The 22375-nt window shown below is 65.9% G+C and carries 23 protein-coding genes and 1 riboswitch; of the genes, 13 read left to right on the forward strand and 10 right to left on the reverse strand.

The annotated features are described in order from the left end of the window. Positions 1–11 precede the first annotated feature (11 nt). On the reverse strand, positions 12–818 hold the full coding sequence (locus HCU76_RS30190) for an HAD-IIB family hydrolase (RefSeq protein ID WP_218511315.1): 807 nt from the start codon (positions 816–818) through the stop codon (positions 12–14). Between the two features lie 78 nt (positions 819–896). Continuing rightward, complete coding sequence (locus tag HCU76_RS30195) at positions 897–2525, reverse strand: peptide chain release factor 3 (RefSeq protein WP_218511301.1); 1629 nt, start codon at positions 2523–2525, stop codon at positions 897–899. 403 nt (positions 2526–2928) lie between these two features. On the opposite strand from HCU76_RS30195, the gene HCU76_RS30200 reads away from it, so the two are divergent. Further along, positions 2929–4266: an MFS transporter gene (locus HCU76_RS30200; protein ID WP_218511302.1), complete on the forward strand. Its 1338-nt coding sequence runs from the start codon at positions 2929–2931 to the stop codon at positions 4264–4266. A 68-nt stretch (positions 4267–4334) separates the two neighbouring features. Here the strand turns inward: HCU76_RS30200 and HCU76_RS30205 are convergent, their stop codons facing one another. Then, positions 4335–4970 (reverse strand): hypothetical protein, encoded by a 636-nt coding sequence (locus HCU76_RS30205; protein WP_256354586.1) that lies wholly within the window; start codon positions 4968–4970, stop codon positions 4335–4337. A gap of 267 nt (positions 4971–5237) precedes the next feature. Beyond that, positions 5238–5307: riboswitch (S-adenosyl-L-homocysteine riboswitch) on the forward strand. A 68-nt stretch (positions 5308–5375) separates the two neighbouring features. Here HCU76_RS30205 and ahcY point away from each other — a divergent pair. The 4 genes from ahcY to HCU76_RS30225 all read left to right on the forward strand — a co-directional run bounded on the left by ahcY (position 5376) and on the right by HCU76_RS30225 (position 9262). Further along, positions 5376–6815 carry an adenosylhomocysteinase gene (ahcY, locus tag HCU76_RS30210; RefSeq protein WP_218511303.1) on the forward strand — a complete coding sequence of 480 codons (1440 nt, stop codon included), beginning with the start codon at positions 5376–5378 and terminating at the stop codon, positions 6813–6815. Positions 6816–6889: 74 nt separating this feature from the next. Next, on the forward strand, positions 6890–7687 hold the full coding sequence (locus HCU76_RS30215) for a TlyA family RNA methyltransferase (RefSeq protein WP_218511304.1): 798 nt from the start codon (positions 6890–6892) through the stop codon (positions 7685–7687). 13 nt (positions 7688–7700) lie between these two features. Next, positions 7701–8534, forward strand: coding sequence for a methylenetetrahydrofolate reductase [NAD(P)H] (gene metF, locus HCU76_RS30220; protein WP_218511305.1), 834 nt, complete (start codon positions 7701–7703; stop codon positions 8532–8534). Further along, positions 8531–9262 carry a septal ring lytic transglycosylase RlpA family protein gene (locus tag HCU76_RS30225; RefSeq protein ID WP_218511306.1) on the forward strand — a complete coding sequence of 244 codons (732 nt, stop codon included), beginning with the start codon at positions 8531–8533 and terminating at the stop codon, positions 9260–9262. Before metF ends, HCU76_RS30225 begins: the two co-directional genes overlap by 4 nt. 49 nt (positions 9263–9311) lie before the next feature. On the opposite strand, the gene HCU76_RS30230 is transcribed toward HCU76_RS30225, so the two are convergent. Continuing rightward, the gene (locus HCU76_RS30230) at positions 9312–10277 is read right to left on the reverse strand and encodes a 23S rRNA (adenine(2030)-N(6))-methyltransferase RlmJ (RefSeq protein WP_213957396.1); all 966 of its coding nucleotides are present in this window, start codon (positions 10275–10277) and stop codon (positions 9312–9314) included. A 287-nt stretch (positions 10278–10564) separates the two neighbouring features. Here HCU76_RS30230 and rplM point away from each other — a divergent pair, with 287 nt between their 5' ends. The 4 genes from rplM to mdtD all read left to right on the forward strand — a co-directional run bounded on the left by rplM (position 10565) and on the right by mdtD (position 13480). Further along, positions 10565–10996: a 50S ribosomal protein L13 gene (rplM, locus tag HCU76_RS30235; RefSeq protein ID WP_213957395.1), complete on the forward strand. Its 432-nt coding sequence runs from the start codon at positions 10565–10567 to the stop codon at positions 10994–10996. A gap of 11 nt (positions 10997–11007) precedes the next feature. Then, positions 11008–11400 carry a 30S ribosomal protein S9 gene (gene rpsI / locus HCU76_RS30240; RefSeq protein WP_213957394.1) on the forward strand — a complete coding sequence of 131 codons (393 nt, stop codon included), beginning with the start codon at positions 11008–11010 and terminating at the stop codon, positions 11398–11400. Between the two features lie 222 nt (positions 11401–11622). Further along, positions 11623–11988, forward strand: coding sequence for an iron-sulfur cluster insertion protein ErpA (gene erpA / locus HCU76_RS30245; RefSeq protein WP_213957393.1), 366 nt, complete (start codon positions 11623–11625; stop codon positions 11986–11988). A gap of 70 nt (positions 11989–12058) precedes the next feature. Beyond that, complete coding sequence (gene mdtD / locus HCU76_RS30250; protein WP_218511307.1) at positions 12059–13480, forward strand: multidrug transporter subunit MdtD; 1422 nt, start codon at positions 12059–12061, stop codon at positions 13478–13480. 34 nt (positions 13481–13514) lie between these two features. On the opposite strand, the gene HCU76_RS30255 is transcribed toward mdtD, so the two are convergent. After that, complete coding sequence (locus tag HCU76_RS30255; RefSeq protein WP_218511308.1) at positions 13515–14642, reverse strand: anhydro-N-acetylmuramic acid kinase; 1128 nt, start codon at positions 14640–14642, stop codon at positions 13515–13517. A 20-nt stretch (positions 14643–14662) separates the two neighbouring features. Beyond that, a complete protein-coding gene (locus HCU76_RS30260; protein ID WP_218511309.1) occupies positions 14663–16012 on the reverse strand; it encodes a M23 family metallopeptidase in 1350 nt (449 codons plus the stop codon). A gap of 159 nt (positions 16013–16171) precedes the next feature. Between HCU76_RS30260 and tyrS the strand changes: the two genes are divergently transcribed. Beyond that, a complete protein-coding gene (gene tyrS, locus HCU76_RS30265; protein WP_213957389.1) occupies positions 16172–17404 on the forward strand; it encodes a tyrosine--tRNA ligase in 1233 nt (410 codons plus the stop codon). Between the two features lie 183 nt (positions 17405–17587). Here tyrS and HCU76_RS30270 read toward each other — a convergent pair whose 3' ends face one another. Together HCU76_RS30270 and HCU76_RS30275 are read right to left on the reverse strand one after the other, a co-directional pair. Further along, complete coding sequence (locus HCU76_RS30270; protein ID WP_213957388.1) at positions 17588–18196, reverse strand: OmpA family protein; 609 nt, start codon at positions 18194–18196, stop codon at positions 17588–17590. Further along, a complete protein-coding gene (locus tag HCU76_RS30275) occupies positions 18193–18714 on the reverse strand; it encodes a FecR domain-containing protein (RefSeq protein WP_218511310.1) in 522 nt (173 codons plus the stop codon). The genes HCU76_RS30270 and HCU76_RS30275 overlap by 4 nt, the downstream gene beginning before the upstream one ends. A 113-nt stretch (positions 18715–18827) precedes the next feature. Between HCU76_RS30275 and HCU76_RS30280 the strand changes: the two genes are divergently transcribed. Together HCU76_RS30280 and dtd are read left to right on the forward strand one after the other, a co-directional pair. Beyond that, positions 18828–19784, forward strand: a complete 957-nt coding sequence (locus tag HCU76_RS30280; RefSeq protein ID WP_371319929.1) for a cation diffusion facilitator family transporter — start codon at positions 18828–18830, stop codon at positions 19782–19784. Beyond that, positions 19781–20221, forward strand: a complete 441-nt coding sequence (gene dtd, locus HCU76_RS30285; protein ID WP_213957386.1) for a D-aminoacyl-tRNA deacylase — start codon at positions 19781–19783, stop codon at positions 20219–20221. Before HCU76_RS30280 ends, dtd begins: the two co-directional genes overlap by 4 nt. 12 nt (positions 20222–20233) lie before the next feature. On the opposite strand, the gene ybeY is transcribed toward dtd, so the two are convergent. Both ybeY and HCU76_RS30295 read right to left on the reverse strand, forming a co-directional pair. Continuing rightward, positions 20234–20686: an rRNA maturation RNase YbeY gene (ybeY, locus tag HCU76_RS30290; RefSeq protein WP_213957385.1), complete on the reverse strand. Its 453-nt coding sequence runs from the start codon at positions 20684–20686 to the stop codon at positions 20234–20236. Next, positions 20683–21630: a PhoH family protein gene (locus tag HCU76_RS30295; protein WP_218511311.1), complete on the reverse strand. Its 948-nt coding sequence runs from the start codon at positions 21628–21630 to the stop codon at positions 20683–20685. Before HCU76_RS30295 ends, ybeY begins: the two co-directional genes overlap by 4 nt. A 143-nt stretch (positions 21631–21773) precedes the next feature. Here HCU76_RS30295 and ruvA point away from each other — a divergent pair, with 143 nt between their 5' ends. Then, positions 21774–22346, forward strand: coding sequence for a Holliday junction branch migration protein RuvA (gene ruvA / locus HCU76_RS30300; protein WP_213957383.1), 573 nt, complete (start codon positions 21774–21776; stop codon positions 22344–22346). The last annotated feature ends 29 nt before the right edge of the window (positions 22347–22375 follow it).

The following is a 22375-nucleotide window of genomic DNA, read 5'->3' on the forward strand; positions in this document are numbered from 1 at the left end:
CGCCATCGTCCTCAACGCGCGTCGAGCGGCGCGCGGCTTTCAAGAATGGCGCCCGCGACTTCGGCGAAGCCCGCGCCACGTTCGCTCGGTGCGACATAGCGCGGCAGGTGCGTCAGCGACGCCTCGAACCGGCGCACATTGGCCACGCCGATGCTGTGTTCGAAGTGCTGGAACATCAGTGCATCGTTGGTCGAATCGCCCACGTACGCCCAGCTGCTCATCTCGCCATCGAGTGAACGGCCAAACAGTTCGCGCACGATCCATCGCGCGCCTTCCAGCTTGTTGTGCTCGCCGTACCAGCCGTTGACGTGGATGCTGCTCACCGTGGCATGCATGCCTTCGCTCTTCATGAGGGCGACGACAGCGGCGATCCGTGCATCGTCGAGCTGCACGAACTCGCTGTGATCGACGGCGATGTCGCATTCACGCCCGACCGAGTCGGTCGCTCGCTGCGCGCCGGGAATCTCGCGCTCGATGCGATCGAGCACTGACTGCATGCGCACGAAGTTGCGCGCTCGCGTCATGGCGTCCTGCTGGTAGCGCTTGGTGATCGTGCCGTCGACCGAGCGCACGAGCGCGACCGCGCCGTTTTCCGCGACGATGGAATCCACGGGCCATGAAGCGGCAAACGGTTCGCTCCACCCCACCGGCCGACCGGTGATGGCGACGAGGTGATAGCCCGCGGCCTTCAGGTCGGCGAGCGATTGCAGTGCGTCGGGGCTGATCGCGCCTTCGGTGGTCAGCGTGTCGTCGATGTCGGTGAACACGCCAACCAGGCCGGCGCGTGCTTCGCAAGGCCATCGCGAAAGCGGCAGCATCGGTCCGTCGCCGGGCTGCTCCAAGGCGGGCTGGCCGGCGGGCAACGAGGACACGCTGGTACCGAGCGTGGAGGCCATTCAGCCGGCGGTCTGCAACGCCAGGCCCGCATGCTCGCGCAGCGGATGGAAATGGATCTTCGGAAAGCGCTCCTGAGCCAGCCGCACGTCGTAGGGCGACGTGCACAGGAAGGCCAGCGTGTCGGCCGCATCCTTGGCCATGCGCACCGGATAGGCGTTGACGAACTCGCGCAACTCGGCCGGCGTGTCGGCGGTGATCCAGCGCGCGCCGGTGTACTGGCAGCCTTCGAGTTTCACATCGGCGTCGTACTCTGCCTTCAGGCGGTGCTGCACCACTTCGAACTGGAGTTGCCCGACCGCGCCCAGCAGCATCGGGCCGCCCACTTCGGGACGGAAGACCTGGATGGCGCCTTCCTCGCCCAGCTGCGCCAGTCCCTGCTGCAGTTGCTTGGTGCGCAGCGGATTCTTCAGGATCACCGTCATGAAGAGCTCCGGCGCGAAGAACGGCAACCCGGTGAACTGCAGGCTCGCCCCATCGGTGATGGTGTCGCCGAGTTGCACGCCGCCATGCGTGGTGAAGCCCACGATGTCTCCCGCATAGGCCTCGTCCACGGCTTCGCGCCGCTGGCTCATGAAGGTCACGACGCTGGTCGGCCGCAGCTCCTTCGCGGTGCGCTGCACACGCAGCTTCATGCCGGGCGTGTACTTGCCCGAGGCCATGCGCACGAAGGCGATGCGGTCGCGGTGGTTGGCGTCCATGTTGGCCTGCACCTTGAACACGACGCCAGCGAAGTCCTTGTCCTCGGGCTGGATCTCCTTCACGACCGACTGGCGATTCACCAGCGTGGTGCTGGTGCGCGACTGCGGCGAAGGCGCCAGGTCGACCAGCGCATCCAGCACTTCCATCACGCCGAAGTTGTTCACGCCGGAGCCGAAGAACACCGGCGTCTGCTTGCCGGCGAGAAAGGCCTCGTGGTCCCAGGCATGCGATGCGCCGGTGGCCAGTTCCATGCTCTCCATCGCGTCCTCGAAGTCGGTGCCGAAGCGCTTCGTCAGCGCTTCGCGGTCGGAAAGCGGAATCGTCTCGAAGTCCTGCGGCAGCCGTTCGCTGCCCGACTCGAACACCGTCATCGCCTGCGTACGCAGGTTCATGATCCCGCGGAAGGTCTTGCCCTGGCCGACGGGCCAGGTCATCGGCACGCAGGCCATACCGAGTTCGCGTTCCACTTCGTCGAGGATGTCCAGCGGCTCACGCACTTCGCGGTCCATCTTGTTGACGAAGGTGATGATGGGCGTGTCGCGCTGGCGGCAGACTTCGATGAGTCGACGCGTCTGCGCTTCCACGCCGTTGGCCGCGTCGATCACCATCAGCGCCGAGTCGACCGCGGTGAGCACGCGGTAGGTGTCTTCCGAGAAGTCCTTGTGGCCGGGCGTGTCGAGCAGGTTGATCACGTGGTCGCGGTAGGCCATCTGCATCACCGACGAGGCCACCGAGATGCCGCGCTGCTTCTCGATTTCCATCCAGTCGGAGGTCGCATGGCGCGAGGCCTTGCGCGCCTTCACCGAGCCGGCGATCTGGATCGCGCCCGAGAACAGCAGCAGCTTCTCGGTCAGCGTGGTCTTGCCGGCGTCAGGGTGGGAGATGATCGCGAAGGTGCGACGGCGGCGGGTTTCGGAAAGATAGGACACGAAGAGGGTTCCAGAGACAGGATGTGGCCGCAAGGATTGCGAACCGCGCAGTCGCCATGAGGAGGCGAGGCGCGGCGGACCAAGGGTCGAGGAGAACCCGCAATTATCGCCGCCCCGGCTCTGGCAGTCACTTGCGGGACGTCGCGGCGCACATCTGCCGTTGACGGCCCCCGCTGTCCCCGCGGAGACTTGGCACGCACAGAACGACGCACAACAGCCGTCCGCCCATGAGCGGATGCAAGGAGGAAACCACCGCACACCAGCGCTTCGCGCGCATGGGGACCGGGCCGCCACGGCCATGCCTCCCGAGACACGCTTCCACCTGCCATCGACGCGAAACGTCCGCCCCGCGGCGTCACGCAGTCCGTGGCCTCATTTGAAAAAACAACGGGGAGACAACAACATGAATGAGTTGGAGACAAGAACGATCCGCAAGGTGATGCGGCGCATCGTTCCTTTTTTGATCCTTTGCTATTTCGTCGCCTACCTCGATCGCGTCAACGTCGGCTTTGCCAAGCTGCAGATGAACGCCGCGCTCGGCCTCAGCGAAACCGCCTATGCGCTGGGCGCGGGCCTGTTCTTCGTGGCGTACTTCCTGCTGGAGGTGCCGTCGAACCTGGCACTCAACCGTTTCGGGGCGCGCTTGTGGATCGCACGGATCATGGCCTCGTGGGGCCTCGTGTCCGCCTTGTTCGCCTTCATCGATCCCATCTCCAAATCGCTCGGCGTCAGCAACGAGGTGACCTTCTATACGCTGCGCTTCCTGCTCGGCGTGATGGAGGCGGGCTTCTATCCCGGCGTCATCTTCTACCTGACCCTGTGGTTCCCCGCGATCTACCGGGCGCGGGTGGTGTCGCTGTTCATGCTGGCCATTCCGTTCTCGTCGATCCTCGGTGCGCCGCTGTCGGGCGCATTGCTCGGCATCACGGGCGCCGGGATGGCTGGGTGGCAGTGGCTGTTCGTGCTGGAGGCCGCGCCTTCGGTACTGCTCTCCATCGGCGTGATCTTCTACCTGACGGACCGCCCCGTGCTGGCCACCTGGCTGAACAAGGAGGAAATCGAGTGGCTGGACACGCGGCTTGCACAAGAAGCCAAGGAAAAGGTCGCCGCCGGCCACGGCCACCTGAGCCTCTGGCAATCGATTTCCAATCCGCGCATCCTGGCGTGCGCGTCCGTGTATTTCTGCCTCAACGCGGCAAGCTACGGAGTGGCCTTCTTCCTGCCGTCGATCATCAAGGGCTTTGGCGTCTCCAACCTGCAGGCCGGTTTCCTGGCCGCGCTGCCCTTCGTCTTCGGCGCCATCGGCATGGTGACGCTGAGCCGCAACTCCGACCGCACGCTCAAGCGGCGTGAGCACGTGGCCTTCGCGCTGGCGCTTGCCGCCGTTGGCGTGGCTGGCGCAGGCATGGTGAGCGCACCGGTGCTGATCCTTGGGTTGCTGTGCCTGGGGCAGATTGGCGTGTCGTCCGTGCCGCCGCTGTTCTGGCCGATCCCGAGCAGCTTCCTGACCGGGGCATCGGCGGCCGCGGGCATCGCGGCCATCAACTCGATCGGCAACCTCTCGGGCTTCTTCGGCCCCTACATGATGGGCTACCTGCACGACAAGACCGGCAGCTTCACCACCGGGCTGATCATGCTTGGCTCCGTGGCGGCCATCGGCACCGTGATCGCGCTGCGGCTCAAGGTGGAGTCCGAAACGCCCTCGGCGGGCGTCGCGCCCAAGGGCGCCGTCGCGCACTGACCGAAGCATGGCGCAGGCCCTCCTGACGACGGCAGGGGGGCCGCGCCTTTCCCGAGTCCCTGCCCGGCTCACATCGGTGGCTGGAACCCGTTGCGCCCGACCAGCATGCGCAGCGCGGTCGGCTTGCCTTCCTTCTCCTGCGCCGTGATGACCACCTTGGCGCCCGGCACCACCAGCGCGGCCTGGTCCTGGTTGCCCGGCCTGAAGGTGACGACCGGCGTGCCTGCAGGCACGATCACCGTCTGTTCACCGCCCTTGTACTTGAGCAACAGCTTCTGCCCACCCGGCACCGATGCCGGCGCAGTCGAGAGCGTGGAAACGGTGGCATTCGTCATCGTGCTCTCGGGCAGGTAGTCCCAGGGCCGGAAGCCTTCGCCGGTGCCGCGTGCGGACTCCGGAAACACCACGATCTCCATCGCGCGCTGCGTGCCGTCGGGCTGCGGCATCGACCCGGCGCCGACGAAGCTGTCGGCCTTGATGTCCGCCATCGTGAGCGGCACGACCTCCGAGACGCTCATGTCCGCGGGCCGCACCAGCGTGACCACTTCACCGCTGCGGTCCTTGACGACCATCGAGTTGGCGTCGACACGTTCAATGACCCCGCGCACTCGGACCTGCGCGGGCGCTTGCGCCGCGGCGACCAGGGGCAGCGCGGACGTGGCCGCAATAACGATCGAAATGGCGAGTTGCTGAGCTTTCATCATGGCTTGGGTCTCCGGACAGGCGATGGGAATCGGCAGTCTAGGACGATCCTTCCAATCCCGCTGGCCAGGGCAGGCTGATGAACGACGTTTCAGGGTCGCAATCCCGTCGGGCCAGTGTCTTTGCGGGCGATCTGTGGCGTTGCGACGCTCGCATGCGCAGGCAGTCAGTGCGGCGCGCTGCGGCTTGCAACCCACCCGGCAAAGGCGCCGTCGCGACCCCGAAACACAGTTCGGCAGCTGTCAAATCGCACCCGCGCTAAAATCCGCCGTTCCGAGGAGCGTTGCAGCGCCGACAGGCGTGAGGCTCGGACCCTTATCGCAACCACGCTCACCCGCTGTTCTCGCGGTGAGTTTTCATACCCCGAACGCAGTGGCATTCTTCAAACCAGCTTTGTTGGAGTTCACATGAGCGCAGTTCTCAAGCCCACCCCCGTTTCCACCGTTGACCAGGCCATCGCCGACCTGTCGCTTGCCGCCTGGGGCCGCAAGGAAATCCGCATCGCCGAGACCGAAATGCCCGGCCTGATGGCCATCCGCGAGGAGTTCTCGAAGGCGCAGCCGCTCAAGGGCGCGCGCATCACCGGCTCGCTGCACATGACCATCCAGACGGCCGTGCTGATCGAGACGCTGCAAGCCCTCGGCGCCGACGTGCGCTGGGCCTCGTGCAACATCTTCTCGACGCAAGACCATGCCGCCGCCGCCATCGCCGCCACCGGCACGCCGGTGTTCGCCATCAAGGGCGAGTCGCTGAAGGACTACTGGGACTACACCCACAGCATCTTCGACTTCGGCTCCAAGGGCACGAAGGGCGAAGGCCCGAACATGATCCTCGACGACGGCGGCGATGCCACGCTGCTGATGCACCTGGGCCAGCGCGCCGAGAAGGACCAGTCCGTGCTGGCCAACCCGACCAGCGAGGAAGAACGCATCCTCTACGCCGCCATCAAGGCCAAGCTCGCCGTCGACAGCACCTGGTACACGCGCAAGTCCGCCGAGATCATCGGCGTGACCGAGGAGACCACCACCGGCGTGCACCGCCTGAACGAAATGTCGGCCAAGGGCACGCTGCTGTTCCGCGCCATCAACGTGAACGACTCGGTCACCAAGAGCAAGTTCGACAACCTCTACGGCTGCCGCGAATCGCTGGTCGATGGCATCAAGCGCGCCACCGACGTGATGATCGCGGGCAAGGTCGCCTGCGTGGCTGGCTACGGCGACGTGGGCAAGGGCTCGGCGCAGGCGCTGCGTGCATTGAGCGCGCAAGTGTGGGTCACCGAGATCGACCCCATCAACGCATTGCAAGCCGCGATGGAAGGCTACAAGGTCGTCACGATGGAGTACGCTGCCGACAAGGCCGACATCTTCGTGACCACCACCGGCAACAAGGATGTCATCACGCACGACACCATGATCAAGATGAAGGACCAGGCCATCGTCTGCAACATCGGCCACTTCGACAACGAGATCGACGTCGCGTCGATCGAGAAGTACGAGTGGGAAGAGATCAAGCCGCAGGTGGACCACATCACCTTCCCGGACGGCAAGAAGATCATCCTGCTGGCCAAGGGCCGCCTGGTGAACCTGGGCTGCGGCACGGGCCACCCGAGCTTCGTGATGTCGTCGTCGTTCGCCAACCAGACCATCGCGCAGATCGAGCTGTTCACCAAGCAGGACGCCTATCAGGCCGGCAAGGTCTACGTGCTGCCCAAGCATCTCGACGAGAAGGTTGCGCGCCTGCACCTGAAGAAGGTCGGCGCGATGCTGACCGAGCTGACCGATGCACAGGCTGCCTACATCGGCGTCGACAAGAAGGGTCCGTACAAGGCGGACACCTACCGCTACTGATCGGCGAAGGATGCAAAGCCTTCGTGCTTCGCACTGCGGTGCGAGCTTGCTTGGGGCGGCCCGGCGCTTCGCTCATGCGCGCTGATCAATTGCTTGTCGAGCGCGGCATGGCCGCGTCCCGATCGCAGGCCGTGCGCCTCATCGCCGGTGGCTTGCGCTGGCGTGATGCCGGCACCACCGACGCGTGGCGCAACGTGGTGAAGAACCGCGACGATCTGCCTGAAACCGCGGAGCTCGAGCTGCTCGACGCGGCCGAATCGCGCTACGTCTCGCGCGGCGGGCTCAAGCTCGAAAGCGCCTTGCGCGTCGCGGGACTCAAGCCATCCGGCAAGCGTTGCCTCGACGTGGGTCAGTCGACGGGTGGCTTCACCGATTGCCTGCTGCAGCATGGCGCATTGCACGTGACCGGCATCGATGTCGGCCACGGGCAACTGCATGCGCGGCTGCGTGGAGATGAGCGCGTCACCGCCATCGAGAAGGTCAACGCGCGCGCCCTGACGGCTACCGACCTGATGCCCGACGACGCGGACGATGGCGCCCTGTCAGAACCGCCGCCCGAGCCAGCTTTCGACATCATCGTTGGCGATTTGTCTTTCATTTCACAGACGCTGGTGCTCCCGGCCGTCGTGCAGTTCCTCACGCCTGCCGGCGATTTGCTCATGCTCGTCAAGCCGCAATTCGAATTGCAGCCCGGGCAAGTCGGCAAAGGCGGTATCGTTCGCGACCCGGCCCTTTTCGCAGTGGTCGAGCAGCGCTTGCGGGAGGCATGCGCCGCGCTGAGTCTGCGCGTGGTGAACTGGTTCGACAGCCCCATCGAGGGTGGCGACGGAAACCACGAATTTTTCTTGCACGCCGTTCGCGCAGAGCGGTGAACCGGAGTTGGCCATGCGCCTTCCATTGAGCTTTGAGTTTTTCCCGACCAAGACGCCAGAAGGCGCGGTCAAGCTGCGCGCGGTGCGCCAGCAGTTGTATGCCATGAAGCCCGAGTTCTGCTCGGTCACCTACGGTGCCGGCGGCTCGACGCATGCAGGCACCTTCAATGCCGTGCGCGAGATCCTTGCTGAGGGGGTCGACGCGGCCAGCCATTTCTCCTGCATCGGCGCCACCAAGGCCACCGTGCGCGAGCAGTTGGCCGAGCTCAAGGCCATGGGTGTCAAGCGCCTGGTGGCGTTGCGTGGGGACCTGCCCAGCGGCTACGGCGCTGGCGGCGAGTTCCAGTACGCCAGCGACCTGATCGCCTTCATCCGCAACGAGACCGGCAACGATTTCCACATCGAGGTGGCTTGCTACCCCGAAGTGCATCCGCAGGCACGTTCGCCGGAAGCCGATCTCAAGGCCTTCGCAACCAAGGTGCGCGCAGGCGCCGACTCGGCCATCACGCAGTACTTCTTCAGCCCCGAGGCGTACTTCCGCTTCGTGGATGAAGTGCGCGCGCTGGGCATCGACACGCCCATCGTGCCGGGCGTGATGCCGATCATCAGCTCGACGCAACTGATGCGCTTCTCCGACGCCTGCGGCGCCGAGATTCCCCGCTGGATCCGGCTGCGCCTGCAGAGCTATGGTGACGACGTGGAATCGATCAAGTCCTTCGGCGCCGACGTGGTGGCCACGCTGTGCGAACGCCTGCGTGCAGGTGGTGCGCCGGCCATGCATTTCTATACGATGAACCAGTCGGTGGCGACCCTCGGGCTGCTGCAGCGATTGGGCTGGGGTCCATGAGTTCCTGGCGCGTCGGTTGCAGGATTGCAGCGTTGCTCGCGGCGGCATTCACCGCCGGCTGCGTTGTTCCGCCCGCCGCGCCTGGATCGGCCGATACCGAGGATGGGGCGGCTCCGGTGGCCGGCGCCGAGACACCCTCGACGTCTTCCTTTTCCTGGCCGCGCCTGCGTCCACTCTCGCGCCTGCCCGCGACGCCGCCCGGGGCTGCGCCGCAGTCGGCCGTCGCGACGGTCAACTACGACATCTACAACTCGGAGTCGGTTGACGACGGCGTGCCGGGCGACAACGCCGGTCCGCGGGAGATCATCGAACGCGGCAATGCCTCGTGGTACGGCATCGAGTTCCACCTGAAGCGAACGGCGAACGGTGAGCGCTTCGACATGAGCGCCATGACCGCGGCCCACAAGACCCTGCCCTTCGGCACCAAGGTTTGCGTGCGGAGCCTGGTCAATGGCAAGGAAGTCCTGGTTCGCATCAATGACCGCGGCCCTTACGCGGCCGGTCGCATCATCGATCTCAGCCGCGCGGCGGCCGAACAGATCGGCATGATGGGCCTGGGCATCAAGCAGGTGTCCCTCTCCGTGATCGATCGCAAGGAGCAACGATGCGGCGGTGCCACGGGTGACGCCGACGGCTTCGAGCCGACAGCCTACACGCCGGCCGCGCCCACGAAGCGCAAGGCGCCCGAGGGCGCGTCCAAGGCCGTCAATCCGCGCCAGCGGCGTTGATCACTGCCGTCGCCCCCCAAGGTAGGCGGCCATCCTGTCCAGGATCTTCTCAACCTCCGCTGTCGAGCGAAAACGCCGCATGCCGGTCTTGCGCGAGCAAGACCTTGAGTTGCTCCAGCGCTGGCTGCAGCCGGCCCTTGAGCGTGTAGGGCGGGTTGATGAGGAACATGCCGCTGGCCGGCAATCCCGGCCGCTTCTGGTCGCCGGTCACGGTGGTCAACACCTTGCTCGACTTGACCGTCAGCGTCGCGTGCAGCCACGACTTGCCCGCCTTCGTGGCCATGGTCTTGAGCCGGCGCGGCAGGTCGTGCGCCTCGGGCCGCGGAATGATCGGGTACCACACGGCGTAGGTGCCGGTCGCAAAGCGCTTGAGCGATTCGCCGATCAGGTCCAGTACGCGACCGTAGTCGGTCTTCATCTCGTAGCTTGGGTCGCACAGCACCAGCGCGCGGCGCGAGGGCGGCGGCAGGAACTTGGTGGCGCTGCCAAAACCGTCTTCGCGCAGCACGGCGATCTGGCGGCCGGCTTCGAGCTGCGCGATGTTGGCGTCGAGCGTGCGCGCGTCGGTGGGATGCAACTCGAACAGCTTGAGCTTGTCGTGATCGCGCAGCAGGTGATGCGTGATGAAGGGCGAGCCCGGATAGACGCGTGCGCCGCCATTGGGGTTGAACGCACGCACCAGGTCCAGGTAGGCGTGGATCGCTGGCGCCATCGGCGCATCTGGCGGCGCGGCCGGCTTGGGGGACTTCTTCGCCGCGCCCTGGGCAGGCGCCGCCAGCGCGACCGCGGCCGCAGCCTGCTTCGGCGCCAGGAGACGCAGGATGCCATCGCTCGCCTCGCCGCTGGTCCCGGCGTAGTCGCCATCGAGCCGGTAGAGGCCCGCGCCGGCATGGGTGTCGACGACGGTGAGCGCGGTGTCCTTTTCGAGCAGATGCTCCAGGGTGGCGATCAGCACCGTGTGCTTGAGCACATCGGCGTGGTTGCCGGCGTGGAATGCGTGGCGATAGCTGAACATGTCTTGTCGAGTCCCTGTCGGATGAACGGGTAAACGCCGGGCGCCCGACGCGCAGCCAGTGGGAGCTGCGAGTCGTGCGCCTGCGTTCGAGGAGCCTCCGATTTTGAGGCCTGTGCGCTGCCAAAGGCCGGATTTGCCCGAATTGGGCTTTCCTTCGTATAATGGAAGGCTTCGCAGCGCTTTTGTGGCCCCGCGGCGAAGGTATCAAACCCACCTAAGAGATTCCCGCCAGAGGAACGCCGACCGTGGAAAAGGGCCCGCCAAACCCTCTTCAAAAGAGAAAACTCATGACCAAAACGTTCAGCGCCAAGCCCGCTGACGTGACGCACGAGTGGTTTGTGATTGACGCGACCGACAAGGTCCTCGGACGAGTAGCCAGCGAAGTTGCTCTCCGTTTGCGCGGCAAACACAAGGCCATTTACACGCCTCACGTCGACACCGGTGACTTCATCGTCATCATCAACGCATCGCAACTCCGCGTGACCGGCGCCAAGCCGATCGACAAGGTGTACTACCGTCACTCGGGCTACCCGGGCGGTATCACCGCGACGAACTTCCGCGACATGCAAGCCAAGCATCCGGGCCGCGCCCTGGAAAAGGCCGTCAAGGGCATGCTGCCCAAGGGTCCGCTCGGCTACGCGATGATCAAGAAACTCAAGGTCTACGGTGGCGCAGAGCACCCGCATACCGCCCAACAGCCTAAAGCGCTGGAAATCTAAGGAGCCTTGAGATGATTGGTGAATGGAACAACGGCACCGGCCGTCGCAAATCCAGCGTCGCTCGCGTGTTCCTGAAGAAGGGCACCGGCAAGATCACGGTCAATGGCAAGGACATCCAGGCCTATTTCGGCCGCGAGACCTCGATCATGATCGCGAAGCAACCCCTGTTCTTGACGAACCATGTCGAAACCTTCGACATCATGGTCAACGTCAACGGCGGCGGCGAATCGGGCCAGGCAGGCGCCACGCGCCACGGCATCACGCGTGCGCTGATGGACTACGACGCGAGCCTCAAGCCCGTGCTGAGCCAAGCCGGCTTCGTCACGCGCGATGCCCGCGAAGTGGAACGCAAGAAGGTCGGCCTGCACTCCGCACGCCGCCGCAAGCAGTTCTCCAAACGCTAAGGCTTTGCTGCTGCGCCCCTCCATGGCGGCGTTGCAAATCCTCACCGGGCGCGAGCCCGGTACCGGTTTGCGCCTTGCCCTGGAGCGGCTCGCGACGCAAATCCTCAGCGTTTGCCAGCGAAGCATATACTTGCGATAAAGACCGCCTTCGGGCGGTTTTTTGTTGATTGCAGTAGCATGATCCCATTGGCCGGCACATCGGCCCCCCAACGGAGTTTCCCAATGAGCGCTGTCGCTGAACAAATCCAGACCGAAATGCCCGCCCCGATCGTCTTCACCGACAGCGCGGCGGCCAAGGTGGCTGACCTGATCGCCGAAGAAGGCAATCCCGACCTGAAGCTGCGCGTGTTCGTGCAGGGCGGCGGTTGCTCCGGCTTCCAGTATGGTTTCACCTTTGACGAAATCACCAACGAAGACGACACCACCATGACCAAGAACGGTGTCTCGCTGCTGATCGACGCAATGAGCTACCAGTACCTGGTCGGCGCCGAGATCGATTACAAGGAAGACCTGCAAGGCGCCCAGTTCGTGATCAAGAACCCGAACGCCACCAGTACCTGCGGCTGCGGCTCTAGCTTCTCGGCCTGATGCCCCTGCAACCGGCATCGCCCACACAGAAAAACCGCCCGAGGGCGGTTTTTTCTTGCGTGTCGTTTGAATGAGCGCCTCAAAAGTCTCTGCCCAGAAGAGCCTGCTCTGGCTGGTGGCCGTCGGTTTCTTCATGCAGACGCTGGACGCCACCATCATCAACACGGCCTTGCCGGCGATGGCGGCCAGCATGGGCGAGAGCCCGCTGCGCATGCAGTCGGTCATCGTGGCCTATGCGTTGACGATGGCGATGCTGATTCCCGCCTCCGGCTGGATCACCGATCGCTTTGGCGCGAGGCGCGTGTTTTTCGCGGCCATCGTCCTGTTCGTGCTGGGGTCGATCGGCTGCGCCATGTCGCGCGGGCTGGGGCAGCTGGTCGCGGCCCGGGTGATCCAGGGCGCCGGCGGCGCGTTTCTGCTGCCGGTCGGGCGCCTGGCCCTGCTGCGCACGGTGCCACGCAGCGAATTCGTGCAGGCGATGAGTTTCGTCGCGATTCCCGGCCTGATCGGGCCGCTGCTCGGGCCCACCTTGGGCGGCTGGCTGGTGCAGTACGCGTCCTGGCACTGGATCTTCCTGATCAACGTGCCGGTGGGGCTGGCAGGCTGCATCGCCACGCTGAAGATCATGCCGGAACTGCGCGCGACCACACTCGCGAGCTTCGACGGCGTGGGCTATACGCTCCTGGCCTTCGGGATGGTGGCGCTTTCGCTCGCGCTCGATGGCGTTTCCGAACTGGGGCTGCACCAGGTCGGCGTGCTGCTGCTGATGGTCTTCGGCTTTGCCAGCCTCGTGGCCTATTGGGCGCATGCCGCGCGCCGGCCCGATCCACTCTTTTCACCGGCCATGTTGCGGATCCCGACCTACAGCGTCGGTCTGGCCGGCAACCTGTTCTCCCGCCTGGGCAGTGGCTGCATGCCCTTCCTGGTGCCATTGCTGCTCCAGGTCTCGATGGGCTACTCGCCCCTGCAAGCAGGGCTGACGATGCTGCCGATCGCCATGGCCGGCATGGCCATGAAGCGATTCGCCGCGCCCCTTATCACGCGCCACGGCTATCGGCGCGTGCTGGTCGGCAACACGGTGCTGGTCGGTGGGTCCATGGCGACCTTCGCGCTGGCCGCGCCGGGCCAGCCCTTGGCGTTGCTGTTGCTCCAGTTGCTCGTCTTCGGCGCCGTGAACTCGCTGCAGTTCACGGCCATGAACACCGTGACCCTGCGCGACTTGCCGCCCGACACGGCCAGCAGCGGCAACAGCCTGTTTTCCATGGTGCAGATGCTCGCCATGAGCTTGGCCGTGGCAGCGTCGGGCATGGTGCTGGCGGGTTTCACCGAGCTGTTCGGCAAGAACGCACCGATCGAGACGCTGCACGCGTTCCAGGCGACATTTGCGGGCATGGGCCTGGTCACGATCGCGTCGGCGCTGATCTTCTGGCATCTGCCGCCGGAAGCGAAGCTCGTCCAGCCGGAACCGCCAGAAGTCTCTGGCCAGGGCTGACGCAGCACCGCAGGCGCTACGCAGGAAAGTCCATTCAAGCCGGGTAGATCGCCCCGAGCACCCGTCCACCGCGCGCACCGGTGACGCTGGCCAGATTGCCTTGCTCGCGGCGGATGGCGGCGCGCGCCAGCCATGCGAAGGCTGCCGCTTCGACCTGCTGCGGCGGCAAGCCGCGCTCGCTCGAGGAGACGACCTCCAGGCCGGGCAGCAATGCACGCAAGCGTCCGACGAGGTGATCGTTCAGGGCACCGCCGCCGCAGATGATCAGTTCCTTGCTCTCGATGCCGTGGCGTTGAACGTCCGCCGCGCATGCGCTTGCGGTCAATTCGGCCAACGTAGCCTGGACGTCGACCGGGGCGGCGTCGCTCGCGGCGCCCAGGTGCGTGGCCAGCCAGGCGGCGTTGAACAGGTCGCGCCCGGTGCTCTTGGGCGGCGCCTTGCTGAAGTAGGGGCCGCCTATCAGGCGTGCCAGCAATTCCGGCAGGACCTCGCCGCTGGCGGCCCACTGGCCACCGCGATCGAAGGGTTCGCCGATGTGGCTCTGGCACCAGTGGTCCATCAACGCATTGCCAGGGCCGCAATCGAAGCCGAGCACGGTCTGCCGGGCGCCGCGGGTGGCCGGCAGCAGGCTGAGGTTGGCAATGCCGCCGATGTTGAGCACCGCGACCGCGTGGTCCGGGTGGGCGAACAGCGCGCGATGAAAGGCCGGAACCAGCGGTGCACCCTGGCCGCCCGCAGCCACGTCGCGACTGCGGAAGTCGGCCACCACGTCGATGCCGGTCCACTCGGCCAGTGCCGCCGGGTTGTTGATCTGCAGGGTGTAGCCGGTTTCGTCGAATTCGCCGGGACGATGCCGCACGGTCTGCCCGTGGGCGCCGATGGCGCGGACGGCGCTCGGCGGGAGGCCGGTCTCGTCCAGCAATTGCTGCACAACGGAGGCATAGAGCCTGGCCAAGCCATTGCCCGCCAGGGCGGCCCGGTGCAATTCGTTGTCGCCGCGCGGGAGGTTGAGCGCGAGAAGTTCGGCTCGCAGCGCCACCGGAAAGTGGGCCGTGGCATGGGCCCTCACGGCAATGTGACCGCCGGCGAAGTCGGCCAGCACGCCATCCACGCCATCGAGCGAGGTGCCGGACATCAAGCCGATGAAAAGATCCTCGGCCATGGCGGAAGCGGGCAGGAGAGTCAGTCGGCGCTCGCCTGCACAACGGAGAAGGCCGCCGCCAACTCGGTGCGGGTGGCTTTGGCCACACGCTCGAAAGCCTGGCGCGACGAGGCGGCGATCGGCATGCCGCCGCCCTGGTCGGCGATGGTGGTGGGGTCGGCGTAGTCGCCATTCACCCGGAATTCGAAGTGCAGGTGCGGGCCGGTGGACCAGCCGGTCATGCCAACGGCACCGATGAACTGGCTCTGGGTCACAGGCTGGCCGACCCTGACGTCGATGCGGCTCAGGTGGGCGTACACCGTGGCCTGGTTGTTGCGATGGTTGAGGATGATCATGTTGCCGTAGCCGCTCTGCACGCCGGCAAACTCGACAACGCCGTCTCCGACCGCGCGGACGCCGGTGCCGATGGGCGCCGAGAAGTCGATCCCGTGGTGCTGGCGCCAGTCATTGAAGATGGGGTGATTGCGCATCGCAAAGCCGCTGGTGATGCGCGAGTATTCCACCGGCGAACTCAGGTAGGCCTTGCGCAGGCTGTCGCCATTCGGGCGGTAGTAGCTACCTTTCTTGCCGGGTTCCTGGAACCACACAGCCTGATACAGCTTGCCGGCGCTTTCGAACTCGGCGGAAAGTACGCGGCCGCTGCGCAGCGGTTGGCCATCGGCTTCGAAGGATTCGTACACCACGGCGAACCGGTCGCCGTCGCGCAACTGGCGGATGTCGATGTCGGTGCCGAAGATGTCGGCCAACTGGCTGGCGACGCCGTCGGGAATGCGGGCTTCGCCGGTGGCGGCGAGCAGGGACGTGCGGACCACGCCGCTGGCCAGGCGCGTGCTGGAGGTCAGTGGATCGGCTTCGGTCTTCAGGGCGAAGCCGTTGGGCGTCCGGCTGATGACGACGCGCTTGAAGCCGCCGTCAGCATCGGGAATCCAGCGGGCGCTGAGCTTCTGGAGTTGGTTGTCTTGTCCGGCTTCGGCGGTGACCGTGCGGCCGGGGCGGCCGAACAGTGCCGCGCGGGCGTCCGCGTTGGCACGGATGAAGGCGGCCGCGCGCGAGTCGGCAACGCCAAGGCGCTTGAACAGCGCTTCCGCCGTGTCGCTGGAGCGGGTCAGGTCGCTGCGAAACAGCGTGAATCCGAATGCATCGAGCGCCTCGGTCTGGGCTTCGACGGGCAGCGGCGCCACCGCTTCGAGCACCTGCCGGACGGGATGGTCGCCGGAGTCGGTACCGAGTGCGGCCACGGCAAATGCACCGCCGCCGGCGCAAAGCAGCATCGCCGCAATGGCAGCGGTGATCTGCTTCGGATACGTCCGGAATGTGTGCGCCACGCGAGAAGCAAGTAGCTCCTCGGCAGCAAGAATGCCTTTGATCAAATTGAGTCAGTCCAAAATTCTGTTCAGCCAACCCGCGCTGAAAAGGCCTTGATGACGAAGGCGGCAGAGCGGTGCGGAAGGCGCGCCGCTTAGAATCCGGCGCTCGAAAGTCGGGCTGAGTATAGCTTCGGCAGTACTCAAGACAGCCGTAAAAATCCAATGAATGCCAATTCTGTTACATCCACAAGTCTGTCCAAAGGTGTAGGACAGGCGCTTGAAGTGTCCCTGCGCGGCGCTGACGAGCTCTTGCCGCAGGACGAGTGGATCCGCAAGCTCCAGCGTTCCGAAGCGACCGGCCAGCCGCTGCGCATCAAGCTCGGCCTCGATCCGACGGCCCCCGACATCCACATCGGCCATACCGTCGTACTGAACAAGATGCGCCAGTTGCAGGATCTCGGGCACACGGTGATCTTCCTGATCGGCGACTTCACCACGACCATCGGCGACCCCTCCGGCCGCAACAGCACGCGCCCGCCGCTGACACGCGAACAGATCGAGGCCAACGCGCAAACCTATTATCGCCAAGCCAGCATGGTGCTGGACCCGGACAGGACCGAGATTCGCTACAACTCCGAATGGAGCGACCCGCTGGGCGCCCGCGGCATGATCCAGTTGGCGGCCAAGTACACCGTGGCCCGGATGATGGAGCGCGACGATTTCAACAAGCGCTTCAAGGCCGGCCAGTCGATCTCGGTGCATGAATTCCTGTATCCGCTGATGCAGGGCTACGACTCGGTGGCGCTCAAGTCCGACCTGGAACTCGGTGGCACCGACCAGAAGTTCAACCTGCTGGTCGGGCGTCACCTGCAGCAGGAATACGGGCAAGAGCCGCAGTGCATACTCACCATGCCTTTGCTGGAAGGGCTTGACGGCGTCGAGAAGATGTCCAAGAGCAAGAACAACTACATTGGTATCAGCGAAGACGCTTCGACGATGTACGCCAAGGTGCTGTCGATTTCTGACGTGCTGATGTGGCGCTGGTACACGCTCCTGAGCTTCAGGTCGCTTGCGGAAATCGAGGCGCTGAAGGCCGAGGTCGAGGCCGGGCGGAACCCGAAGGACGCCAAGGTGGCGTTGGCCAAGGAGATCACCGCCCGGTTTCACAGCGCCGCCGCTGCCGATGCGGCCGAGCAGGATTTCAACAATCGCAGCAAGGGCGGCATCCCAGACGAGATCCCGCAGCGGACGGTGACAGGCGCGCCGATCGGCATCGCCCAATTGCTGAAGCAGGCCGGGCTGGTGGAATCGAACGGCGAGGGCAATCGCATGATCGATGGCGGCGGGGTCCGCGTCGATTCGACCGTGATCAGTGACAAGGGCCTGAAGCTGCCCGCTGGCAACTATGTGCTGCAGGTGGGCAAGCGGAAGTTCGCGCGGGTCCTGCTGAGTTGAGCCCGGCCCTGGGTCGCGCCCGGCCAGGAGGCCGGGTCGACTGGCGAAGGCGCACCGACCCGAGAGGCCCACAGGACCGGGCGGTGCCCGGCCCCGCCCCCGCGGGCGATTGAGTCGAGATGGCGAAGCCACATCGACTCAAGAGCGGCGACCGCCGCAGGCCGGGGTCTGCGAGGACAGCCCTTAGCGAACGACGACCGTCACGCGCCGGTTGCGCGGTTCGTCCACGTCGGGGCCGGTTTGCACGGCCAGGTCGCGCGAGCCGCGGCCTGCAGCCTCGACACGGTTTGGCGGGAATCCGCGCGCGATGAGCATGTCGCGCACCTGCGATGCGCGCTGGAGCGATAGCGTGTCGTTCTGGGCGGCCGCGCCGGTGGTGTCGGTGTGGCCGGTGACCACGATGTCGCCACCGCTGCGGGCGACCGCGGCAACCAGCAGGTCCTGCAAGTCCTGCTGCGACGCCGCCGCCAGCGCGGTGCCGCCCGCCTCGAAGTAGAGGGTGTAGCGCTGGGCCTTGGGCGGCGCCATGTCGAACAGCGTGCCGTTGGCCTTGCGGACTTTCGCCGGGTCGGCCTGGTCGACCACGGGAGGGCCGCTGGCGCTCAGTGGCGCCTCGGCACGTTCAAAGGGCTTGCCCAATACTTTCTCGCCACCCTTCGACGCCACGACCACGGCCGAGGGCGTGCCGTCTTCCTGGGGCAGCAGCACGACGCGGGTTCCCGGCGTGGAGCAGGCGGCGAGCAAGAGCGCGCAGCAGGCGGCAAGGCAAAGACTGATTCGACCTTGGATCATTGGGGCTCCACCTCGACGATGAAGTCGGTGCCCCGGATGCCGATGGTCGCGGTCTGGGTTTCGATGCGAACCGCATCGGGATGCGACTTGCCGATCAGGCCGGTGATCATTCGAAGCGAGCCGCGCAGCAGCGCAACCAGTACGTTGCCATCCTGCGTGGTCGATTCGTAGCTGAAGCCCTTGAGATCGAGCCGCGATGACGGGCCGATCACGAGCACGGTTCCATCGCGCAGGACCACGCTGGCGCCGGAGTCAGGCCCGGTGACCACGCGCTCGACGGGCGACACCTCATCGCCGGTGCGGGCGGCGCGCATCACGCCATTGGCGTCGAGCAGCTTGACGTCGCCGCGCAAGTTCTTGACAAAGCCGGCATGTGTGGGTGTGGCGGGCGTTGGCGCGGCGGGCGTGGCCGGCGCGGCTGGCGCGGCTGGCGCGGCTGGCGCGGCTGGCGTCTGTGCCGAGGCGGTGGCCGTTGCGCAAACCAGTGCGAACAAGGCCAAGCCAGTTCTTATATTCATGAAATACCCCCTTCTCTCTGTTCATCGAGCTTCTATATCCGTCGATGGTACGCGACCTTGGGGCGGTCTGTCGCCGGACATAATCAACGCCTCGAGGCCTCGTTTCGCTTCCCGTGCCCTCCAACGACTCCCATTTCCCCGCAACTTCCGCGTCCGCGCCGCTGAGCCCGGCTGCGTGGCTGCGCTGGTCGATCGCAGTGGCTTTGCTCACCATCGTCCTCAAGGGGCTGGCTGGCTACCTCACGAATTCGATGGGCCTGATCTCGGATGCGATGGAGTCGTTCGTGAACCTGGCGAGCGCGATGTTTGCGCTGGCGATGGTGACCATTGCAGTACGTCCGGCGGATGCGGATCATCCTTATGGCCATCACAAGGCCGAGTACTTCTCCTCCGGATTCGAAGGCGTGCTGATCGTCGGCGCGGCGCTGGCGATCCTCTGGGTCTCGGTGCAACGACTGCTGGCGCCGCAGCCGGTCGAGCAAGTTGGCTGGGGCCTGGGGCTGTCGATCGTCAGCTCGGGGTTCAACGGGGCCTTGGCCTGGGCCTTGTTCCGGGCGGCGCGGGCGCACCGCTCCGTCGCGCTCGACGCCGACGCCCGGCATCTGCTGGCGGATGTGTGGACCTCGGCTGCCGTGGTGATCGGCATCGTGGCCGTGCATTTCACCGGCTGGCTTTGGCTCGACCCGCTGCTGGCGATCGGCGTGGCGCTCAACATCGTGCGGGAGGGGGTGAGGCTCGTCTGGCGTTCCTCCCAGGGCCTGATGGACGAGGCGCTCGATGCCGATTCGCAGGCCGCGTTGATGGCCACGCTCGATCGCTTCAAGGCCACGGCGCCCGAGGGTGCGCAGCTGCGCTTCGACGACATCGTGACGCGCGGAGCGGCCCAGCGCCGCTTTGCCGATCTCCACATGCATGTGCCTGGCGACTGGTCGCTGCAGCGTGCGGCGGACCTGCGCGATCGGCTCGAGCAGGCGCTCATGGACGCGGTGCCCGGGCTGCGCGTGACGATCCAGCTGTTGCCGCTCGGCATGGAAGCGCGGACCACGAGGGTCGAGGAATCCGCTGGATGAAGGCCTTGCTGCAGCGAGTGCGCGAGGCGCGGGTCGACATCGCCGGACAGACCGTGGGACGGATCGACGGCGGCCTGCTCGTGCTGGTCTGCGCCGAGCGTGGCGATGGCGATGCGGTGGCGGATCGCTTGCTGGCCAAGATACTGAAGCTGCGCATCTTTTCCGATGAGGCCGGCAAGATGAATCGCAGCGTGCAGGACGTGGGCGGCGGCCTGCTCATCGTCAGCCAGTTCACGCTGGCGGCCGATGTGAGCGGCGGGAACCGGCCGAGCTTCACGCAGGCGGCGCCGCCGGACGAGGGGAAGCGCCTGTACGACTACTTCGTGGCGAAGGCGCGGGCGGGACATCCGCAGGTCGCGACGGGTGAGTTTGGCGCCGACATGCAGGTGCACCTGGTCAATGACGGGCCGGTGACGATTCCGCTGCAGATGGCGTAGTGGGTCAGCGCTTCAGTATGGGTTCTTGACGCCGAGGCCGGCGAGGATCTCGATCTCCCGCGCTTCCATCTCCTCGGCGTCCTGCTCGCCGGTTTCGTGGTCCCAGCCCTGCGCGTGCAGGGTGCCGTGCACCAGCAAGTGCGCGTAGTGCGCGGCGAGGGTCTTGCGTTGCTCCTTCGCCTCGCGGGCGACCACCGGGGCGCACAGCACCAGATCGGCCATGACGAGCGGGCTCTGCGCGTAGTCGAAGGTCAGCACGTTGGTCGCATAGTCCTTGCCGCGGAACTCGCGGTTCAGGCGCTGGCCTTCGTCGGCGTCGACGATGCGCACCGTGAGTTCGCCTTCGCAGTCGAGCGCGTGGCGGATCCAGCGCGTGACACTGTGGCGCGGCAAGGCGGCGCGATGCCGCTCCACGCCCTTGAAGCGGCCAAACTGCAAGGACAACGAAAGTGCAGGAAGGCTCATCGCGGGTCGGCGCGCTTGCGCTGGTTGCCGTAGGCGTCGACGATGCGCGCCACCAGCGGATGCCGCACCACGTCGGCCGAGGTGAAACGCGTGATCGCGATGCCCTTGACGCGGCGGAGCACCCGCTCCGCATCGATCAGCCCGCTGAGCTGGTGCTTGGGGAGGTCGATCTGGCTCACGTCGCCGGTGACCACCGCCCTGGCGCCGAAGCCGATGCGGGTGAGGAACATCTTCATCTGCTCCTGCGTCGTGTTCTGCGCCTCGTCGAGGATCACGAAGGCGTTGTTGAGGGTGCGGCCGCGCATGAAGGCCAGCGGCGCGATCTCGAGGGCGTTGCGTTCGAAGGCCTTCTGCACCTTGTCGTAACCCATGAGGTCGTAAAGCGCGTCGTAGAGCGGGCGCAGGTAGGGGTCGACCTTTTGCGACAGGTCGCCGGGCAGGAAGCCGAGCCGCTCCCCGGCCTCCACCGCCGGCCGCGTGAGGACGATGCGCTGCACGGCGCTGCGCTCCAGCGCGTCGACGGCGCAGGCCACGGCGAGGTAGGTCTTGCCGGTCCCGGCAGGGCCGATGCCGAAGGTGATGTCGTGGGCCGCGATGTTCTCCAGGTAGGTCGCCTGCGTCGGGGTGCGGGCGCGCAGGTCGGCCCGGCGCGTGACGAGCATCGGGCCGGGCTCGCCGTCTTCCGTCATCCCTGAATCGCTGGCGAGCGTGAGCTGGACCACGGCCGGGTCGATGGCGCGGTCGGCGATCTCGTAGAGCGCCTGCAGCACGTCCATGGCCTGCTCGGCCTGGACCTTGGACCCTTCGACCTTGAACTGCTCGTGGCGGTGCGCGACCTTCACGTCGAGCGCTTCCTCGATGCGGCGCAGGTGCTCGTCGAGCGGGCCGCAGAGATGGCTCAGGCGGGTGTTGTTCAGCGGCTTGAAGGTATGACGAATGATCAAAGGGATAATTCCGATCCACTTTCAAATCAGGCCGATACTTTGTCGCGCCGCCTTGCCGTGCTGGAGCACTGTCTGCGGCGGCGCTTCGCGTCTCGGCCTGATTTGAAAGTGGATCTTTTGAAAAGGCACGAAGAAGGGCTCCGATGATAGGCAAGTTGACCGGCACGCTGGCCGAACGCAATCCACCGCAGGTGGTGGTGGACTGCAACGGCGTGGGCTACGAAGTCGATGTGCCGATGAGCACGTTCTACAACCTGCCGCAGACCGGCGCGCGGGTGTCGCTGCTGACGCACTTCGTGGTGCGCGAGGATGCGCAGATCCTTTACGGCTTCGGCACGCCGGAAGAGCGCATGGCGTTCCGGCAATTGATCAAGATCTCGGGCATTGGGCCGCGCATGGCGCTGGGCGTGTTGTCGGGCTTGAGCGTGGCGGAACTGGCGCAGGTTGTGACGCTGCAGGACACGGGCCGCCTGGTCAAGATTCCAGGCATCGGCAAGAAGACGGCGGAGCGCCTGCTGCTCGAACTCAAGGGCAAGCTGGGCGCCGACATCGCGCTGCCCGCGCACGCGGCCAGCGACTCGCAGGCCGACATCCTGCAGGCGCTGGTGGCGCTGGGCTACAGCGACAAGGAGGCAGCGGCATCGCTCAAGGCCTTGCCGAAGGATGTCGGCGTGAGCGAGGGCATCAAGCTGGCGCTGCGGGCGCTGGCGAAGTAGCTTGTCCGCACCGGAAGTGCGAATCGTTC

The organism is Variovorax sp. dw_308 (assembly GCF_019207085.1).
Taxonomy (GTDB): Bacteria; Pseudomonadota; Gammaproteobacteria; order Burkholderiales; family Burkholderiaceae_C; genus Variovorax.

Coding starts and splice junctions, on each gene's coding strand:
- HCU76_RS30190 (WP_218511315.1), bottom strand. CDS start 818: ATGCTGCCGCTTTCGCGATGGCCTTGCGAAGCACGCGCCGGCCTGGTT.
- HCU76_RS30200 (WP_218511302.1), top strand. CDS start 2,929: ATGAATGAGTTGGAGACAAGAACGATCCGCAAGGTGATGCGGCGCATC.
- HCU76_RS30205 (WP_256354586.1), bottom strand. CDS start 4,970: ATGATGAAAGCTCAGCAACTCGCCATTTCGATCGTTATTGCGGCCACG.
- ahcY (WP_218511303.1), top strand. CDS start 5,376: ATGAGCGCAGTTCTCAAGCCCACCCCCGTTTCCACCGTTGACCAGGCC.
- HCU76_RS30215 (WP_218511304.1), top strand. CDS start 6,890: ATGCGCGCTGATCAATTGCTTGTCGAGCGCGGCATGGCCGCGTCCCGA.
- metF (WP_218511305.1), top strand. CDS start 7,701: ATGCGCCTTCCATTGAGCTTTGAGTTTTTCCCGACCAAGACGCCAGAA.
- HCU76_RS30225 (WP_218511306.1), top strand. CDS start 8,531: ATGAGTTCCTGGCGCGTCGGTTGCAGGATTGCAGCGTTGCTCGCGGCG.
- HCU76_RS30230 (WP_213957396.1), bottom strand. CDS start 10,277: ATGTTCAGCTATCGCCACGCATTCCACGCCGGCAACCACGCCGATGTG.
- rplM (WP_213957395.1), top strand. CDS start 10,565: ATGACCAAAACGTTCAGCGCCAAGCCCGCTGACGTGACGCACGAGTGG.
- rpsI (WP_213957394.1), top strand. CDS start 11,008: ATGATTGGTGAATGGAACAACGGCACCGGCCGTCGCAAATCCAGCGTC.
- erpA (WP_213957393.1), top strand. CDS start 11,623: ATGAGCGCTGTCGCTGAACAAATCCAGACCGAAATGCCCGCCCCGATC.
- mdtD (WP_218511307.1), top strand. CDS start 12,059: ATGAGCGCCTCAAAAGTCTCTGCCCAGAAGAGCCTGCTCTGGCTGGTG.
- HCU76_RS30255 (WP_218511308.1), bottom strand. CDS start 14,642: ATGGCCGAGGATCTTTTCATCGGCTTGATGTCCGGCACCTCGCTCGAT.
- tyrS (WP_213957389.1), top strand. CDS start 16,172: ATGAATGCCAATTCTGTTACATCCACAAGTCTGTCCAAAGGTGTAGGA.
- HCU76_RS30270 (WP_213957388.1), bottom strand. CDS start 18,196: ATGATCCAAGGTCGAATCAGTCTTTGCCTTGCCGCCTGCTGCGCGCTC.
- HCU76_RS30275 (WP_218511310.1), bottom strand. CDS start 18,714: ATGAATATAAGAACTGGCTTGGCCTTGTTCGCACTGGTTTGCGCAACG.
- dtd (WP_213957386.1), top strand. CDS start 19,781: ATGAAGGCCTTGCTGCAGCGAGTGCGCGAGGCGCGGGTCGACATCGCC.
- ybeY (WP_213957385.1), bottom strand. CDS start 20,686: ATGAGCCTTCCTGCACTTTCGTTGTCCTTGCAGTTTGGCCGCTTCAAG.
- ruvA (WP_213957383.1), top strand. CDS start 21,774: ATGATAGGCAAGTTGACCGGCACGCTGGCCGAACGCAATCCACCGCAG.